Here is a 17,970-nt window from a genome sequence, read left to right as displayed (position 1 = left end):
ACCGAAATGCACGCTAAATCTTTGAAGATGCGTGCTTTCCTGGACTGAATCGAAACCGCTTCGTTCCTGGGCGCGTTATTCCTTATATTGTCTTGATGCCGGATCAGATGCGCAGCTATCTCGACTTCGAAAAACCCGTCGCCGAACTGGAAGCCAAGGTCGATGAACTGCGCGCGCTGGCGGCGTCCGGCAGCGACATCGGCGATGAGATCGCGCGAATCGAGGACAAGGCCGCGCAGGCGCTGACCGACCTCTACGCCAACCTGACGCCGTGGCAGAAGACGCTGGTGGCGCGCCATCCGCAGCGGCCGCACTTCACCGATTTCGTCAACGCGCTGATACCTGAGTTCACGCCGATGGCGGGCGATCGCAAGTTCGGCGAGGATGAAGCGCTGGTCGGCGGCTTCGGCCGTTTCGGCGGCGAGAGCATCTGCGTCATCGGCCAGGAAAAGGGCGCCTCGACCGAAGGCCGCATCAAACATAATTTCGGGATGGCGCGCCCCGAAGGTTACCGCAAGGCGGTCCGGCTGATGGAAATGGCCGACCGGTTCGGCATTCCCGTGCTGTCGATCGTCGATTCGGCCGGCGCCTATCCCGGCATCGGCGCCGAGGAGCGCGGCCAGGCGGAAGCGATCGCGCGATCCACCGACGCCTGCCTTTCGCTGGGCGTGCCCAATGTCGCGATCATCACCGGCGAAGGCATGTCGGGCGGCGCGATTGCGATCACCACTGCCAACCGCGTCCTGATGTTCGAGCATGCCATCTACAGCGTGATCTCGCCGGAGGCGGCGTCCTCGATCCTGTGGCGCGACGGCACCAAGGCCCAGGAAGCCGCCACCAGCATGAAGATCACGGCGCAGGACATGCTGCGGTTCGGCGTCATCGACCAGATCCTCAAGGAGCCCTCCGGCGGCGCCCACCGCGATCCCGCCGCCATGATATCGGCCACCGGCGAGGCCATCGCCCAGGCCTTCAACGACCTGCGCAACCTGGATGCGGACGGCGTCCGCCGGCAGCGGCGGCAGAAATTCCTCGATATCGGCCGCAAGCTCGGGTGATCGCCCGTGTCCTTCCGCCGTGGCGAGACCGCCCCGGACGCGATGCCCATCCACGGGGTCTTTTTTCGAAAAAGCCGTCGAATTCGGCCCCAATTGGGCCCTAACAGCGTTCTTTATGCTCTGTTGACCATGCCCGCCAAGGGCGCCGCCGGCCGATCGCGTTCCGGTTGCGGGTCGGGGGCCCAAAGGGTACAGTTTTAACTAACGGCTTCAGGGCATGACGCTATGAGTTGGGGTGCGAAAATGCCCGGTGGGTGTGGAGCTTAGCCTTTGATTAACCGCTCGCTGGTTCGCGCGCTGACCGCTTCGGCTGCCCTCGCAGCCGGTGTGGTGCTGGCCGGCTGCAACAGCGACCAGATCTCGCTGGCCAACAACGCCAAGGCCAACCAGCCCGTTCCGCCAAAATTGATCGCCGACATGGCGGCAAAGGACATGGACCTGCAATCGCCGATTTTGGTGCGGCTGTTCAAGCAGGAGGCCGAGCTTGAGATCTGGAAGCAGGATCGCTCCGGCCGTTTCGCGCTGCTGAAGACCTATCCGATCTGCCGCTGGTCGGGCGATCTCGGACCGAAGATCCGCGAGGGCGACCGCCAGGCGCCGGAAGGCTTCTACTCGATTTCGCCGGCGCAGATGAATCCGCAATCGGCCTACTATCTCTCTTTCAACACCGGCTATCCGAACGCGTTCGACAAGGCGCATGGCCGTACCGGCTCGCAGCTGATGGTGCATGGCGATTGCTCCTCGCGCGGCTGCTACGCGATGACCGACGAGCAGATCGCGGAAATCTATTCGCTCGGCCGCGAGTCGTTTTTCGGCGGCCAGAAATCGTTTCAGCTGCAGGCCTATCCGTTCAAGATGACGCCGGTAAACATGGCGAAGCATCGCAACAACCCGAACATGCCGTTCTGGAAAATGATCAAGCAAGGCAACGATCATTTCGAGGTGACGAAGCAGGAGCCGAAAGTCGATTTCTGCGAAAAGAAATACGTGTTCGATGCGATCAAGCCGCCGAACGCCACGCGCGATCCGGTGTTTGAGGCCTCTGCCAAGTGCCCGGCTTACGCGATCCCCGACGAGGTCGCCGAGGCGGTTCGCGAGAAGCAGGCGACCGACGTGGCCGAGACCGCCAGGCTGATCGCGAAGGGAACGCCGGTCGCCCGGATCAACACCGGCATCGACGGCGGCATGCACCGGGTGTTCGCCGCGCGCGTGCCCGAGGGCCATACCGGCCTTTCGGAAGCCGGCGATGGCTCGACCTTGTCGCTGTTGGCGCGCGCGCCCGGCACCGTTCCCTCCCACGTCAATCCGCCCAAGCCGCCCTCAGACAAAGCGCCTTCCGAGAATCTGCTGATGGGCCCGCCGGAGCAGCCGAGGCTGGTCGCAGCGCCGGCTGCCGCCCCTGCCGCACCGCCGACGCGGGTCGCCACCGCGGCGCCGACCGCCCAGAATGACGGCTTCTTTTCCAGCCTCGCCCGCAAGGTCGGCCTCGGCGGTAGCGCCGCCGAAGCCACCGCCAGCACGCCGCCCGCCAAGCCAAAGGTGATCGAGACCAGGCGCAGCGAGCCGCCGCGTCCGGAAGCGACCGCGCCCAAGGCGACAACTCCGAAGCCAGACGCCCAGCAAGCCACCGGCCGGCCACCCCTGAAGCCGTCATTGACCGAGACCCCGGTTGCCCCGCCCGCCGCCAAGGACAATCAGGTCGCGGGGTCGGCGCCGATCGTGCCGTCGAATTCGTTCGAGAGTCGCTTCGGGGCGATCAGGTAGCGGACGCGACGCCGCCTTCACGATTGCTGAACAGCCGACGTCCGCCGTCCGCACAGGCGCGCCTCGCGAAAGCGCGGGCGCATTCCGCCGTGCCGGCATTCAACTGCTTGAGAGCCTGGGGCCGCTCTATCCCGAGGTGCCGAGCCCCGGTCCCACCACCGGCTTCGCCGTGGGCATGACCAACGGCTTCGCCTGGCGGCTTGCGAGAACAATGATGGCGCACACGACATAGAAGCACACTCCGAGCGCATAGGTCTTGGCGATCCCGAACTGGATCGAGAGCGCCATGCCGAGGACCGAGGCAAGCATCGACGTGATCCCGTTGGTGCTCCAGAAGAACGGCAGGAGATTCGCATGGCGGCGCCAGACCGATAGCCCGAGGGGAAACATCATTCCCATGCAGAACGCCGGGGGCGCCAGCAGCAGGACCGAAACCAGAATGCGCATGTCGGTCGCCTCCGACCGCGCCCATGTGGTGACAAAGGGAGTAAGCAGCCCCGCCGCCACCAACGTCGTCAGGAGCGCCGCAACCCTCACGAATAGAGCGCGCGGCCGGGGATCCCCGGCGCCAACCGTGGCGCTGCCGATGCCGCCAAACAGCAGAATCGTGAAAAGCACGACGCTCAGCCCATAGGCGGGATGTCCGAGGAACACCATGAGACGCTGCATCTGCGATATCTCGATGAGCATGAAGCCCATCCCGATGGCACTGAAATAACCAACCGGCGGCGTCAGCGTTGGCAGCGGCAGCTGCCTTGCCAGACGAAAGAACGGCAAGACGATGTAGTAGCCGCAGGCGCAGAGCGCTATGATGATGAGCACGCCCGTCACCGTGATCGCCGCATTGTTGCGCAGCGCGGCCTTTGACTCGATGCTCGCGAGATCGCCGAGGCGCGATGTGAAGAAAAAGAACGGATTGTCGTCCGTCGAGGGAGCGATGTTCTCCGGCAGCGAATCGAAGTAGGCCGCGTCCGCCTTGCCGGATAGTAGCACCGAGGTAACCGCGTCAAAGCTGAGACCGGGCCCGAGCATGATCTTGAAGCCCTGCGCCTGGATCTTGTCGCGCGCGGCTTGCCACTGCCCGACGGTGAATGCATCCGGACGGGTAATGACCGTCACAATGTTGTCGACGTTCAGGGCAATGACGTGCTGCGACAGTTCCGCTGCGGGCACCCCTCTGCGCTGAAGCGCGCTCGCTGCGATCGCCACAAGGCGATAGAACTCGCCGCGATGAATCTTCGGATCGTACCAGCGCGAAACCGAGAGCATTCCGCCCGGCTTGAGCGCCCGATAGAAATCATCCCACGCCTCCACCGTGTAAAGGCGATTTTCCGTCAGCGTCAGGCCGCCGGCCGCGGTCGCCGCCCAGGTGTCGATCAGCGAGATCTGAACGAGGTCGTATCGATCGGGTGAATGGTTGATATAGCTTCTGGCTTCGGCATTGACCATGGAGACGCCGGGCTGGCGATCAAGATGGCCGGAGAACTCGGCGAATTTGTCGGTGAGGACCTCGAAGATCGCGGGGTTGATCTCGATTCCGCGTATGCGCTTGGCGCCAAAGAACAGGCCGGAGAGAATATCGCGGCCGCCACCCACCCCGACGACGGCAACGTCGTCCACTTGTTGCACCAGGTATGCAGCGTTGATCACGTCGTCCTTGAGGTAGGCGAGCTTGCTGAGATCGCCGTCAAACCTGGTGATGGGCGTCCCTGCGTCCGCATCGATGTCGAGATAATGTTGGTCGATCTTGACGCTCGGCGTACGGGCAAGCCCCCATCCGAACGGCTGGGTTTCTCCGAAAGGCTTTACCCTGATGCGCGAATAGGTGTTCCAGCGTTCGAACAACGTATCCGTCTGCTTGTCCCCTTTGGCCCAGAACACGCCGAGATGGCTCTTGCCGGTCAGGGCGAGGCTGGTATGCACGGCGGCCACGACCGCCAGCGACAGCGCGACGGTGCGGCTCAGACGCAAGGCTCTCGCGTCGCCACTGTCGCGCACCACCATCCAGCCGGCGCCGGCGGCGATGCCGCCGATCCAGAGTGCGGCGCTCACCGGATCGATCACGAGCAGGACGAAGATGACGCCGAGGCATCCGACCGCGGCCCCCAGCAGATCGGACGCATAAAGCCACCCACCACTATAGGGCAGGCGCGTCAGCAACAGCGTGATGCAAACCCCGCCTTCCGTGAAGGGGCTGATGAAGGCCAGCGCTGCCAGCGCCAGGGCCAGCAGCACGTACTCCGCCGGCACCACGAGCGGCACGCACAGAAAGACGAGCATGGCGCCGACGCTGCCAATCGCGAACCAGGACGCGTGGCGGGCGAACTCCACGCCGACCCGTTCCGGGGCGTAGCGTTCGGGCTTGCCATAGACCTCCATCGCCCCGCGCGTCAGCCCCAGCATGGCCAGCGAGATGGCGGCGAACGCAAAATGATAATACAGCATCACGCTGAAGAATCGCGTGATCAGGATCTGGTAGGAGAGCGTTACCGCGGCGAGCGCAAATATCGCCAGATAATAGCGGCCAGGAATGCTGGTGACGGCTTGCACGACGCTGTCCTCGAATGGTTTCTCTGAAGAGAGCCTTCCAAGTGCGTCCTGACCGGCTCGCGCAACGCGCCGCCGCCACCTTGCCCGCAACTTCCTAACAACCTGTTGACCGGGATGCAGACTTCGCGAGGCTTGCCGCCGGCAAGATGCCTTCGCGACAGTTGCGGGCCGTCAGGCCGGACATTCCGCCAAGTCAAACTCTCCCTCCCGCCTGACGGGAGGGTAACAAAAGATCAAGCGTACTTGCCGTGGCAGTGCTTGTATTTCTTGCCGGAGCCGCAGGGGCAATCCTCGTTGCGGCCGACCTTGCCCCAGCTTGAGGGGTTTCGTGGATCGCGGTCGGCGGCCGCGGCCTGGGGCGCCAGCGAGGCGGCGGCGAACGCCATCTCGTCTTCGCCGGTGTTGGGATCGAGCTTGTGCGCCTCCATCGGCGGCAGCGCCGGCTGCTGATCTTCCGGCGGCACGATCTCGACGCGCATCAGCTGCGCCGTCACGGCCTCGCGCAGATTCGCGATCATCGCCTCGAACAGGGCGAACGCCTCCGACTTATATTCCTGCAGGGGGTCGCGCTGGCCGTAGCCGCGCAGGCCGATCACCTGGCGGAGGTGGTCGAGCATGACCAGATGCTCGCGCCAGAGATGGTCCAGCGTCTGCAGCAGGATCGTCTTTTCGACATAACGCATGACGTCGGGGCCCCATTGCCCGACCTTGGCCGCCATCCGTTCATCGACATGCTTCTCGATCCGCGCCAGCAACTCCTCTTCGGCGATGCCTTCTTCCTTGGCCCATTCGTCGACCGGCAGATCGACGTCGAGCACGCGCTTCAACTCGTCCCGGAGGCCACTGACGTCCCATTGCTCGGCATAGGCGTGCTCGGGCACGTGCTTGGCCACCAGATCATCGACAAAGGCGTGGCGCATGTCGGCGACCGTCTCGGCGACGCTTTCGTCCTTCATCAGGTCGATGCGCTGGTCAAAGATCACCTTGCGCTGGTCGTTCTGCACGTTATCGAACTTGAGCAGGTTCTTGCGGATGTCGAAGTTGCGGGCTTCGACTTTCTGCTGCGCCTTCTCCAGCGCCTTGTTGATCCAGGGATGGATGATGGCCTCGCCCTCTTTCAGGCCAAGCCGCTGCAGCATGGAGTCGAGCCGGTCGGAGCCGAAGATCCGCATCAGGTCATCTTCCAGCGACAGGAAGAATTTCGAGCGGCCGGGGTCGCCTTGGCGGCCGGAACGGCCGCGCAGCTGGTTGTCGATGCGTCGGGACTCGTGCCGCTCCGAGCCGATGATGTAGAGCCCGCCCGGCTTGGTGACGGTCTTCGCCGGCTTGCTGCCCTTGGCGGGCTCGACTTCGACCACGTCCTCGGCTCTCAGCACGATTTCACGGAAGCGCTCGATGTCGGCCTTGATGCGTTCGATCTTGGCGGCCTTCTCTGCCTCGTCGGTGATACCGGCGGTTTCCTGCTGGATCCGCATGTCCAGCGAGCCGCCGAGCTTGATGTCGGTGCCGCGGCCGGCCATGTTGGTGGCGATCGTGATCGCGCCGGGGACGCCGGCTTCGGCGACGATATAGGCTTCCTGTTCGTGGAAGCGCGCGTTCAGCACCGCGAACAATTTTGCCGGCTTGCCCGCGCGCGCCGCGGCGTAGAGCTTCTCCATGCCGGATTCGGCGCCGAAATCAATCTGCTTGTAGCCGTTCTTCTTCAGGACTTCGGCCAGCACTTCCGACTTTTCGATCGAGGCGGTGCCGACCAGCACCGGCTGCAGCCGCTTGTTGGCGCGTTCGATCTCGGCCAGGATGGCGGCGTATTTCTCGGTCTGGGTGCGGTAGACCTCGTCGTCCTCGTCGAGCCGAGCGACCGCCACATTGGTCGGGATTTCCACCACCTCGAGCTTGTAGATGTCGAACAGTTCGTCGGCTTCGGTCAGCGCCGTGCCGGTCATGCCGGCGAGCTTTTCATACATCCGGAAGTAGTTCTGGAACGTGATCGAGGCCAGCGTCTGGTTCTCCGGCTGGACCTGGACATGCTCCTTGGCTTCCAGCGCCTGGTGCAGGCCTTCGGAATAGCGGCGGCCCTGCATCATGCGGCCGGTGAACTCGTCGATGATGATGACCTCGCCGTCGCGAACGATGTAGTCCTTGTCGCGGTTGAACAGCGTATGCGCCCGCAGCGCCTGGTTGACGTGGTGAACGACAGAGACGTTCTCGACGTCGTAGAGCGATTCGCCCTTGAGCTGGCCGGCGTCGCGCAGCAGATTCTCGAGCTTCTCCATGCCGGCTTCGGTCAGCGTGACCGTGCGCTGCTTTTCGTCGACGTCGTAGTCCTTCTTGTCGAGCTGGGGGAAGAAGGTGTCGATGGTGTTGTAGAAATCCGAGCGGTCGTCGAGCGGGCCGGAGATGATCAGGGGCGTGCGCGCCTCGTCGATCAGGATCGAGTCGACCTCGTCGACGATGGCGTAGGAATGGCCGCGCTGGACCATGTCCTCCAGCCGGTACTTCATGTTGTCGCGCAGATAGTCGAAGCCGTATTCATTGTTGGTGCCGTAGGTGATGTCGCGCGAATAGGCCTGCTGGCGCTCGGAATCGTCGAGGCCATGGACGATCACGCCGACGGTCAGGCCGAGGAAATTGTAGATCTGGCCCATCCATTCGGAGTCGCGGCGGGCAAGATAGTCGTTGACGGTGACGACATGGACGCCCTTGCCGGCCAGCGCATTGAGATAGACCGCCAGCGTCGCCACCAGCGTCTTGCCTTCGCCGGTCTTCATCTCGGCGATATCGCCCTCGTGCAGCACCATGCCGCCGATCAGCTGGACGTCGAAATGGCGCTGGCCTAGGGTGCGCTTGGCGGCTTCGCGCACCGTGGCGAAGGCCGGAACCAGGATGTCGTCGAGGGTCTTGCCGGCGGCGAGCTGCTCACGGAACTCGCCGGTGCGGGCTTTCAGCGCTGCGTCCGACAGCGCCGCAAGCTCGGGCTCAAGCGCATTGATGGCGTTGACGCGGGACTGGTATCCCTTCACCCGCCGGTCGTTGGAGGAGCCGAAAAACTTGCGGGCGAGCGCGCCGATCATGCCAAATCCTGCCTTTGCGGTGACTTGCGTTGCAAGCCGTGACGTGGTCCGCCCAAATTACCTATCAACTCACCGTGACGCGTGACGGCCAACACCCGGTTTCCGGGTCGTCGACCTGATGAGTGGGAATTAAGCGATCCAGGGTTCAACGGCAAAAAACCGCAGCAAAATAAGCGTGGTTGCCGCTGAACGATCCGGCAGAGATATGGCTGGCCCACGGCCTTGTCAACGTGGCGTTATAGGTCAAGGAAATCATCATTTTGACAGACTTTTCGCGTTGCCAAGGCCCGGTGATTGGGCGAGTGTCCCGGCGCCTTTGGCGTTCCCCTTCTTCAAGACAAGGATTTTGCATGACCTCCCCGTCCCCGGAAACGAATCTGCGCTTCGGTACGGCCATCTCGCGGGCTTCCCTGGCCGCGGTCGGCTGCCTGGCCGCGGTTCTGGCCGCCGGTCTGCCGGTTCGCGCCCAGGACAACCCCGTGCTCGCCAAGGTCAACGGCGCGGAGATCCGCCAGAGCGACGTAGCACTCGCCGAGGAGGAACTCGGCCCCAGCCTCGCCCAGATGGACCCGGCGACCAAGAAGGAGAGCGTGCTGTCGTTCCTCATCGACCTCAAGATCGTCGCCAAGGCCGCCGAGGACAAGAAGGTCGAGAACGCCGAGGACTTCAAGAAGCGCCTGGCGTTTACCCGCAGCCGGCTCCTGATGGACAGCCTCTTGGCCACCGAAGGCAAGGCCGCGACCACCGACGAGGCGATGAAGAAAGTCTATGAGGAGGCTTCCAAGCAGATCACCGGCGAAATGGAAGTTCGCGCCCGGCATATCCTGGTCGAGACCGAGGATGAGGCCAAGGCGGTCGCGGAAGAAGTCAAGAAGGGCGCCGATTTCGCCGAACTGGCCAAGAAGAAGTCCAAGGATCCCGGCGCCTCCGATGGCGGCGATCTCGGTTTCTTCACCAAGGAGCAGATGGTGCCGGAATTCTCCACCGTGGCCTTTGCGATGGAGCCCAACAAGGTCTCCGACCCCGTGAAGTCGCAATTCGGCTGGCACATCATCAAGGTCGAGGAAAAGCGCAACCGCAAGGCGCCGGAGTTCGAGCAGGTCAAGGCCCAGATCGAAACCTACGTGACGCGCAAGGCGCAGGCCGACTACGTCGCGAAGCTGCGCGAAACCGCCAAGGTTGAGCGCATGGACAAGCCGGCCGAAGCCGCCAAGAGCGACACCAAGCCGGAGCCGGCAAAGCCCGCGGATTCCAAGATGGCGCCGGCGAAGAAGTAAATCGACTCTATCGTCGTCCCGGCGAACGCCGGGACCCATAGCCACCGATGTTGGTTGTGGCGCCCGCAAGAAGCTGCAGCGTGAACAACAACGTATGCCGGTGGTTATGGGTCCCCGCGTTCGCGGGGACGACGCGGGAGGGGCATGCACACATCACCCCTCTCCCACCCGGACGGTGAAGGTGATAGAGAGCGCTTCCCCTCTCGAAGCCGGAAGCCCTGTATGTCCACTGCCGTCTCCCCCCTCGCCCCGACCGATGTCCCCGAGATGCCCGCGATTGCGGGCGTCAGGCTGGCGACCGCCGCCGCCGGCATCCGCTACAAGGGGCGTACCGACGTGCTGCTCGCGGTGATGGACAAGGGGACGACGGTCGCCGGGGTCTTCACCCGGTCGAAATGCCCGTCCGCCCCGGTGGAATGGTGCCGCGCCCGGCTTGGCGGCGGATCCTCCAAGGCAGGATTTGCCCGCGCGCTGGTGGTGAATTCCGGCAACGCCAACGCCTTTACCGGAAAATCGGGAAGACAGGCGACGACATTGACGGCCGCGATCGCCGCCAAGGCGGTCGGCTGCACCCCCAACGAGGTCTATCTGGCGTCGACCGGCGTGATCGGCGAGCCGCTCGACGCCACCAAGTTCGACGGCGTGCTGGCGACGCTGGCGGCAAGTGCTGCGCCGGACGACTGGATGAACGCGGCGCGGGCGATCATGACCACCGACACCTTCCCGAAGGTCGCGACCGCCACCGTCAGGCTCGGCAAGGCCGACGTCACCATCAACGGCATCGCCAAGGGCGCCGGCATGATCGCGCCCGACATGGCGACCATGCTGTCGTTCGTGTTCACCGACGCGCCACTGTCCCCGGCCGTTTTGCAGTCCCTGCTCAGAAGCGGCGTCGAGGACACCTTCAACGCCGTCACGATCGACAGCGATACCTCGACGTCGGACACGCTGCTGGCGTTCGCGACCGGCGCGGCCGCCGCGCACGGCGCGCCAAAGATCACGCGCGCCAGCGATGTCAGGCTGAAGGCTTTTACGCGAGCGTTCCGGCACGTGCTGGCCGATCTCGCCGAACAGGTGGCCCGCGACGGCGAAGGCGCGCGCAAGCTGGTCGAGATCATCGTCGAGGGCGCGACCACCAAGACCTCGGCGCGCCGGATCGCGATGTCAGTGGCGAACTCGCCGCTGGTCAAGACAGCGATCGCCGGCGAGGACGCCAATTGGGGCCGCGTGGTGATGGCGGTCGGCAAGGCCGGCGAACCCGCCAACCGCGACAGGCTTTCGATCTCGTTCAACGGCATCCGCGTCGCCAAGAGCGGCGCGCGCGACCCGTCCTACAACGAGGCCGAGGTTTCCGAGGTGATGAAGAGCCCGAAGATCCAGATCAGAATCGGGCTCGGCCTCGGCAAGGGCCGCGACCGGGTGCTGACCTGCGACCTCACCAAGGAATATGTCGCCATCAACGGCGACTACCGGTCGTGATCGCTACTTGGATGTCATTCCGGGGCGGCGCGAAGCGCCGAGCCCGGAATCTCGAGATTCCGGGTTCAATGCTGACGCATTGCCCCGGAATGACAGGTAGAACGCCGGCAGGGATGCATGGCTGAGGTCAAGCTTACCCTCGTGGTGGCCTGCGCGCTGGTTGACGCCGACAAGCGCGTGCTGATCGCGCAGCGTCCGGAAGGCAAGGCGCTCGCCGGCCTGTGGGAATTCCCCGGCGGCAAGGTCGAGCCCGGCGAACGGCCGGAGCAGACCCTGATCCGCGAACTGCATGAGGAACTCGGCATCGACGTCAGCGAGCCGTGCCTGGCGCCGCTGACCTTTGCCAGCCACGCCTATGACGGCTTTCATCTGCTGATGCCGCTCTACATCTGCCGGCGCTGGGAGGGCACAGCGATCGCGCGCGAGGGCCAGCAACTGGCCTGGGTCCGCGCCAACCGGCTGCGCGACTACAAGATGCCGGAAGCGGACATCCCGCTGATCCCGCATCTGATTGATTTGCTGATGTGAATTTGGCTGGCCGGCGGTCCACGCAGGGGCCCCGACGCAAAATCGCGAAAACAACCCCATGCAAAGTAGAACGCCGCCACGTCCGCAGGCGTCATGCCCGGACCTGAACCGGGCATCCATCATTCTTCAAAGAGTCTTGCGAAGCGGATGGATTGCCGGGTCAAGCCCGGCAATGACAACTGGTCACTTCTTCCCCTTCACCGCCGCCTCCAGGCTCGCCTTCGCCGAGCCCGGCTTGAGCGGCTGCTGCTGGCTTTCATGCGGCGCCCAGCCGGACAGCCAGATGATGTCGAAGGTCGCGCGGAGGCGGCCGTCGGGATCGGAAAACCGTTCGGCGTAAATCTGCGCCATCCGCAACAGCGTGGCGCGGCGGGTCGGGGTGCGCCGTCGCTCGACCAGGACATTGGTGGCGCCCATGCGCCGCAGATCCCGCATCAGAGAAAACGCGCTGTCGTAGCGCACCACGACGCGGTCGACGTCGGTGACCGGCAGCGCCAGCCCGGCGCGCTGCAACAGGCTGCCGATATCGCGCAGATCCGCGAACGGCGCGACCCGCGGCGACGCCCCGCCCTCGCATTCGGCTTCGGCCGCGGCAAAGGATTGCCGGAGCTCGGCCAGCGTGTCGCCGCCTGTCATCGCCGCCAGCAACAGCCCGTCGGGCTTGAGCGCCCGGCGGATCTGCGCCAGCACGCCTGGCAGATCGTTGACGAACTGAAAGGCGAGCGCGGAAACCGCCAGATCGAGCGATTGCGGCGGCAGCGCCAGTGCTTCGCGGTCCTCGGCATCGACATGGCGGATCGATTGGCAGCGCGCGCGCAAGGCTTCCTGCAGCGCCACGCCCGGCGTCCAGATATCCGCTGCGGCGGAAAATTCCCGCGTTACTGCCTGCAGCCGATCGATCATGTCCTCGATGACCCGATCAAGCAGAAAGTTCGCCGGCGCGCCGCGCCGCGCCCGGTCCTGACGCGCGCGCAAAAGCGCGCGATCGAACAGGGCAGGCGTGGAATTCGCTGTCGAAGCCATGCCGGTTGGTTACGCCCACCACCCTGCCTCTGGCAATCCTGCGCTTGAGCGAGCCGAGGTGCGGCGCTAGCTTCACGTACATGGACGCCGAGGCCTCGCCACCACGCTCGATCTTTCGTCATCTGCGCGGCGCGCTCGGCGCCTGCCGGGCGGCATTCGCGCATATTCCGCGGCTGGCGCTCGACATTGCGCTGCCGACGCTGTGCGTTTCTTGCCGCGAGCCTGTGGATGGCGAGGGCGTCTGCGCGGCATGCTGGGCCAAATTGTCGTTCATCGCACCGCCGTTCTGCCCGCGGCTCGGCATTCCCTTTGTCTACGACCCGGGGCCGGAATTGCTGTCGATGGAAGCGATCGCCAATCCGCCGGCCTACCAGCGCGCCCGCGCCGCGGTGCGCTATGACGATGTCGCCCGCACGCTGGTTCATTCGCTGAAATACCAGGACCGTACCGACCTCGCGCCGACGATGGGCCGCTGGATGGCCCGCGCCGGCCAGGAATTGCTCGCAGGCGCCGACGTGCTGGTGCCGGTTCCCCTGCATTGGCGGCGCGGCTGGAGCCGCCGCTACAACCAGTCCGGCGCGCTGGCGCGGGTGATTTCGCGCCAAACCGGGGTCAAACTGGCCTCCGAGGCGCTGCGGCGCGTCCGCCCGACCGAGCAACAGGTGGGGCTGTCGCGCTCACAGCGCGCCAGCAACGTCCAGGGCGCGTTCAAAGTCGCGCCTGAGCGCAGCGCCGAGGTCGCCGGCCGTCGCGTCGTCCTGATTGACGATGTGTTAACCTCAGGGGCCACCACGGACGCCTGCGCCCGCGCTCTGCTGCGCGCCAGGGCCGCGCAGGTCGACGTGCTGGTGTTTGCGCGGGTTGTGGACACCCACCGGGCTCCCATATAATTCAAAGGCTTCCAAACCGAGCGCGCCATGACCGCCATCGAAATCTACACCCGTCCGGGCTGCGGCTATTGCACCGCCGCCAAATCCTTGCTGACGCGCAAGAACGCCGCGTTCACCGAATTGAACGTGGCCGCCGACCCGGCCTATCGCGAGCAGATGTACGACCGCGCCGGCGCCGGTTCGACCTTTCCGCAGATTTTCATCGGCGCAACCCACATTGGCGGATGCGACGAGCTTTATGCGCTGGACCGCGCCGGCAAACTCGACGCCTTGCTGGCGGGAGAAAAGGCCTCCTCATGAGCCAAGGCTCCATTTTTACCGCGGCCATGGTGCAGATGCGCACCGGGCTGTTGCCCGAGCCGAGTCTCGAGCAAGGCACGAAATTGATTCGCGAGGCCGCCGCGCAAGGCGCCGACTACGTGCTCACCCCCGAGGTGAGCAACATGATGCAGCTGAACCGCAAGGCGCTGTTCGAGCACCTCGCCGCTGAGGAGGACGATCTTTCGCTGAAGGCCTACCGCGCGCTCGCGGCGGAACTGAAAATCCACCTCCACATCGGCTCGCTGGCGCTGCGCTTCTCGCCGGAGCGCGCCGTCAACCGCTCGTTCCTGATCGGGCCCGACGGCAATCTGCTCGCCAGCTACGACAAGATCCACATGTTCGACATCGACCTGCCCGGCGGCGAGAGCTATCGCGAATCCGCCAACTATCAGCCGGGCGAAACCGCCGTGATCTCGGATTTGCCGTGGGGCCGGATCGGGCTGACGATCTGCTACGACCTGCGGTTTCCAGCGCTCTACCGCGCGCTCGCCGAAGCCGGCGCATCCTTCCTCACGGTGCCGTCGGCGTTCACGAAGAAGACCGGCGAGGCGCATTGGCACACGCTCTTGCGCGCCCGCGCCATCGAGAACGGCTGCTTCGTGTTCGCCGCCGCCCAGGCCGGCATGCACGAGAACAAGCGCGAGACCTACGGCCATTCGCTGATCATTGCGCCCTGGGGCGAGATTCTCGCCGAGGGCGGCGTCGAACCCGGCGTGTTCCTCGCCGAGATCGATCCTTCGAAAGTTGAAGCCGCGCGGAAAGCCGTGCCGTCGCTGCAGCACGGACGGCGCTTCGGCATCGCCGACGCCAAGACCGGCCCCGAGCATCTGCATCTGGTCCGGGGCTCGGCATGATCCGCTACAACCTGCGCTGCGAGAACGGCCATGCCTTCGAGAGCTGGTTCCAGAGCTCGGCGGCCTATGAAAGCCAGGAAAAGCGCAAGCTGGTGAGCTGTCCGGCGTGCGGCTCGGCCAAGGTCGAGCGGGCGATCATGGCGCCGCAGATCGTCAGCCAGAAGGGCCGCGAAGCCGCCGTTCCGGCGCCGGCGGCGCCCGCCCATACGGCTGGGTCAGAATCAACACCGCTGTTGATGGCGCAGGAGCGCGAGCTGCGCGCCAAGCTGAAGGAATTGCGCGATCACATCGTCAAGAACGCCGACAATGTCGGCGAACGCTTTCCCAACGAAGCGCGCAAGATGCATTACGGCGATATCGAGCATCGGCCGATCTACGGCGAGGCTTCCGCCGACGAGGCGCGCGCGCTGATCGACGAGGGCGTCGAGGTCTCGCCGCTGCCGGTGCTGCCCGACGACCGGAACTGACGCGTAGCGTCATTCCGGGATGGTCCGAAGGACCAGACCTCAGATGCGCAATTGCGCATCGGGGAATCTCGAGATTCTCAGGTGCGCAATTGCGCACCATAGTTCGATGCTTTCGCATCGCCCCGGAATGACGGTGTGGCTTACACGGCCACCAATCACACCGCCACCAGCATCGCCACACCGATCACGATCAGGACGATCCCCGACAGCTCGCGCGCCGACATCGGCTGCTTGAACGTGTAATGGGACACCGCCTGCGCGAACAGGACCTCGACCAGCGCCAGCGTGCGCACGTTGGCGGCCGCCGTCAGCGCGAACGCCAGGAACCAGAATTGCGAGGCGAATGCGCCCATGAAGCCGGCGAGCATCGAGGGTTTCCATAGCCCCAGGATCTTCGCCAGCACGTCGGGCGCGCGGAGCAGCAAATAGATCGTCAGCACCAGCGTCTGCACGAACAGTCCGAACACCAGCGTGTAGCTGGCGGCGGTGACGAACGAGACGCCCGGCACCGTGATGATCGCGCCGCGAAAGCCGATCGCCGACAGCGCAAAGGCGCCGCCGGCGACGAGGCCGATGAGCGTCGGCTTGAGCTCGGCAAAGCCCTTCACAGCCCCGGGCCGGAGCGCGGTGATGACCACGCCGATGGTCGCAATCACGATCGCGACCACTTTCAGCAAGGTCAGGTGGTCGCCGAGAAAGACGAACCCGAAGATCGCGGCCTGGATCGCCTCGGTCTTGATATAGGCGGTCGTGACCACAAAGGAACGGTCATTCATCGCCAGCAACATCAAGGCGGTGGCGGCGATCTGGCTCAGCGCCCCCAGCAGCAGCCAGGGCCAGAACACCGCCGGCGGCCAGGGCACGGCATCGCCGGTGGCGAAGATCACGGCCGCGAAAAACACCAGCGAGAACGGGAAGCCGAACAGGAAGCGGATATTGGTCGCGCCCCAGGTCCCAAGCGGCCCCGTCAGCGAGCGCTGCATCGCGTTGCGCGCGACCTGGCCGAGCGCGGCGATGATGGTGAAGGGAATCCAGAGCGAGGCGACGGTGAGCATGGGGAGTACCGGGCGGAGGCTGCCGCACCGTGGCGGGCGCGATGCGTTAGGTCAACAGAACCGGCGTCATGACAGGATTGCACGTGCGCCACAAAAAGGCGGTGTCGTCCCTGCGAACGCAGGGACCCATACGCCGCGGCTTCTCTATCTTATTCCGCTGTTAGACGACTTCCATACAATAAACACATGTGGTTATGGGTCCCTGCGTTCGCAGGGACGACCCCGGTCATGTAGCTGAGGTGCCGGGATTAACTACGCCCGCTCCGCCACCACCATGTAATTCACGTCCATGTCGGACGAGATGCTCCATTTGTCGGCGAGCGGGTTGTAGACCACGCCGGCCTGATCGGTGATGACGAGCCTGTTGTCGGCGAGGTGACGCGCGAGTTCGTCGGGGGTGACGAACTTGTCCCATTGATGGGTGCCGCGCGGCAGCCAGCGCAGCACATATTCGGCGCCGACGATCGCGAGCGCAAAGCTCTTCCAGTTGCGGTTCAGGGTCGACACCACCATGATTCCGCCGGGCTTGAGCATCGCCGCCGAGCGGGCGAGGAACGCGCCGACGTCGGTGACATGCTCCACCACTTCCATCGCCAGCACGATGTCGAAACGCTCGCGCGTATCCATCTGCTCGACCGTGGCGCAGCGGTAGTCGATCGACAGGTGGCCCTTCTCGGCATGCAGCCTGGCGGCGGCGATATTGGTCGCGGACGGATCGATCCCGATCACCTGCGCGCCAAGCCGGGTGAAAGGTTCGCACAGCAGCCCGGCGCCGCAGCCGATGTCGAGGATGCGCAAGCCGGCGAGGCAATTCAGGCTTTTGACGTTGCGCTCGAACTTGCGGCAGGCGGCGTCCCTGATATAGCCGAGCCGCAGCGGATTGATCCTGTGGAGCGGGGCCATCTTGCCCCGGGGATCCCACCACTCTTCCGACAGTTTCGAGAATTTCGCGACTTCGGCGGGATCGACCGTCGAGCCCGCGGCGGAATTGTCCGAAAGGTTTGGCTGCATGGCCATGTTCAGTTACCGACTGGTCGGGCGGTGATGGCGTTGCGAAAGGCAAGCGGCGAGGAAATGTTCTCTATCTTTTCCTCGTGTTCGCCAACGCCCCGGACGATCACATTGCCGTAGTTGAGAATGCGGCCGGGAATGCTCTGGTCGACATCGACGCTCTCGACCTTGTCCAGACTCATCTCGAAGGTCTGGCGGGTGATGAACCCGGTCTTGTGGACGACGCGCATGTTGGTGACGTCGGTCTCGGTGGTCCAGCGGTGGAACCAGGCGGTAAACGTCTTGTAGAGCGCGTACAGCGCCGACAGCCCCGCCAGGGCCAGGCTCAAAAGAACGGTGACGTCGCCGACGATCGTCCGCGACAGCGCCAGAAACGCGATCGCCACGATCCAGGCTGCGATCGCCGGCAGATAGAACATCCAGTGGGCGTTGGTGGAATACAGCACCTTCTCGCCGGGCTGCAGGATTTCCTCGATGTAACGCCCCATACGCCCGCCCTGGATTAACCCGTAACCACTGCCATCTACGCCCTTTCGGACCGAAAACGAAGCCGGTTGCTTGCCCCGGACCGCGCCGCTATGTATACGCCGCTTTCGACCCGCGCGCTCCAGTTTCCGTGCGG

Annotated in this window: 15 protein-coding genes; 9 read left to right on the top strand and 6 right to left on the bottom strand. The window is 64.6% G+C overall.

Going from position 1 to position 17,970, the window contains the following annotated elements; genetic code table 11:
• The first annotated feature begins 95 nt into the window (after positions 1-95).
• Positions 96-1,058 (top strand): acetyl-CoA carboxylase carboxyltransferase subunit alpha, encoded by a 963-nt coding sequence (locus tag Q0D31_RS08080; protein WP_291848066.1) that lies wholly within the window; start codon positions 96-98, stop codon positions 1,056-1,058.
• 270 nt (positions 1,059-1,328) lie between these two features.
• A complete protein-coding gene (locus tag Q0D31_RS08075; protein ID WP_291848065.1) occupies positions 1,329-2,822 on the top strand; it encodes a L,D-transpeptidase family protein in 1,494 nt (497 codons plus the stop codon).
• Between the two features lie 126 nt (positions 2,823-2,948).
• On the opposite strand, the gene Q0D31_RS08070 is transcribed toward Q0D31_RS08075, so the two are convergent.
• Positions 2,949-5,372: a hypothetical protein gene (locus tag Q0D31_RS08070; protein ID WP_291848060.1), complete on the bottom strand. Its 2,424-nt coding sequence runs from the start codon at positions 5,370-5,372 to the stop codon at positions 2,949-2,951.
• Positions 5,373-5,605: 233 nt separating this feature from the next.
• Positions 5,606-8,443, bottom strand: coding sequence for a preprotein translocase subunit SecA (gene secA / locus Q0D31_RS08065; RefSeq protein ID WP_291848057.1), 2,838 nt, complete (start codon positions 8,441-8,443; stop codon positions 5,606-5,608).
• Positions 8,444-8,793: 350 nt separating this feature from the next.
• Here secA and Q0D31_RS08060 point away from each other — a divergent pair, with 350 nt between their 5' ends.
• The 3 genes from Q0D31_RS08060 (at position 8,794) to Q0D31_RS08050 (ending at position 11,727) form a co-directional block, all read left to right on the top strand.
• Positions 8,794-9,720, top strand: coding sequence for a peptidylprolyl isomerase (locus tag Q0D31_RS08060; protein ID WP_291848054.1), 927 nt, complete (start codon positions 8,794-8,796; stop codon positions 9,718-9,720).
• A 222-nt stretch (positions 9,721-9,942) separates the two neighbouring features.
• A complete protein-coding gene (argJ, locus tag Q0D31_RS08055) occupies positions 9,943-11,199 on the top strand; it encodes a bifunctional glutamate N-acetyltransferase/amino-acid acetyltransferase ArgJ (RefSeq protein ID WP_291848051.1) in 1,257 nt (418 codons plus the stop codon).
• 117 nt (positions 11,200-11,316) lie between these two features.
• Positions 11,317-11,727 carry a (deoxy)nucleoside triphosphate pyrophosphohydrolase gene (locus Q0D31_RS08050; RefSeq protein ID WP_291848048.1) on the top strand — a complete coding sequence of 137 codons (411 nt, stop codon included), beginning with the start codon at positions 11,317-11,319 and terminating at the stop codon, positions 11,725-11,727.
• 183 nt (positions 11,728-11,910) lie between these two features.
• Here the strand turns inward: Q0D31_RS08050 and Q0D31_RS08045 are convergent, their stop codons facing one another.
• The gene (locus Q0D31_RS08045; RefSeq protein WP_291848045.1) at positions 11,911-12,750 is read right to left on the bottom strand and encodes a methyltransferase domain-containing protein; all 840 of its coding nucleotides are present in this window, start codon (positions 12,748-12,750) and stop codon (positions 11,911-11,913) included.
• An 80-nt stretch (positions 12,751-12,830) separates the two neighbouring features.
• On the opposite strand from Q0D31_RS08045, the gene Q0D31_RS08040 reads away from it, so the two are divergent.
• The 4 genes from Q0D31_RS08040 to Q0D31_RS08025 are packed head-to-tail and all read left to right on the top strand — an operon-like array spanning position 12,831 to position 15,282.
• Positions 12,831-13,640, top strand: a complete 810-nt coding sequence (locus tag Q0D31_RS08040; RefSeq protein ID WP_291848179.1) for a ComF family protein — start codon at positions 12,831-12,833, stop codon at positions 13,638-13,640.
• Positions 13,641-13,667: 27 nt separating this feature from the next.
• Entirely contained in the window at positions 13,668-13,940 is a 273-nt protein-coding gene (gene grxC / locus Q0D31_RS08035; RefSeq protein ID WP_291848043.1) for a glutaredoxin 3, read from the top strand.
• On the top strand, positions 13,937-14,815 hold the full coding sequence (locus tag Q0D31_RS08030) for a carbon-nitrogen hydrolase family protein (RefSeq protein ID WP_291848039.1): 879 nt from the start codon (positions 13,937-13,939) through the stop codon (positions 14,813-14,815). Before grxC ends, Q0D31_RS08030 begins: the two co-directional genes overlap by 4 nt.
• Positions 14,812-15,282, top strand: coding sequence for a DUF1178 family protein (locus Q0D31_RS08025; RefSeq protein WP_291848037.1), 471 nt, complete (start codon positions 14,812-14,814; stop codon positions 15,280-15,282). Before Q0D31_RS08030 ends, Q0D31_RS08025 begins: the two co-directional genes overlap by 4 nt.
• Before the next feature lie 155 nt (positions 15,283-15,437).
• Here Q0D31_RS08025 and Q0D31_RS08020 read toward each other — a convergent pair whose 3' ends face one another.
• From Q0D31_RS08020 to Q0D31_RS08010, 3 genes are all read right to left on the bottom strand, one after another.
• Positions 15,438-16,337 (bottom strand): EamA family transporter, encoded by a 900-nt coding sequence (locus tag Q0D31_RS08020; protein ID WP_291848034.1) that lies wholly within the window; start codon positions 16,335-16,337, stop codon positions 15,438-15,440.
• A gap of 252 nt (positions 16,338-16,589) precedes the next feature.
• Positions 16,590-17,354 (bottom strand): bifunctional 2-polyprenyl-6-hydroxyphenol methylase/3-demethylubiquinol 3-O-methyltransferase UbiG, encoded by a 765-nt coding sequence (ubiG, locus tag Q0D31_RS08015; protein WP_291848031.1) that lies wholly within the window; start codon positions 17,352-17,354, stop codon positions 16,590-16,592.
• Positions 17,355-17,356: 2 nt separating this feature from the next.
• Positions 17,357-17,836: a PH domain-containing protein gene (locus Q0D31_RS08010; RefSeq protein WP_291848028.1), complete on the bottom strand. Its 480-nt coding sequence runs from the start codon at positions 17,834-17,836 to the stop codon at positions 17,357-17,359.
• Positions 17,837-17,970: the final 134 nt, after the last annotated feature.

This window comes from Bradyrhizobium sp., assembly GCF_022844465.1.
Lineage (GTDB): Bacteria > Pseudomonadota > Alphaproteobacteria > Rhizobiales > Xanthobacteraceae > Bradyrhizobium.
This window is presented reverse-complemented; position numbering and strand designations above follow the sequence as displayed.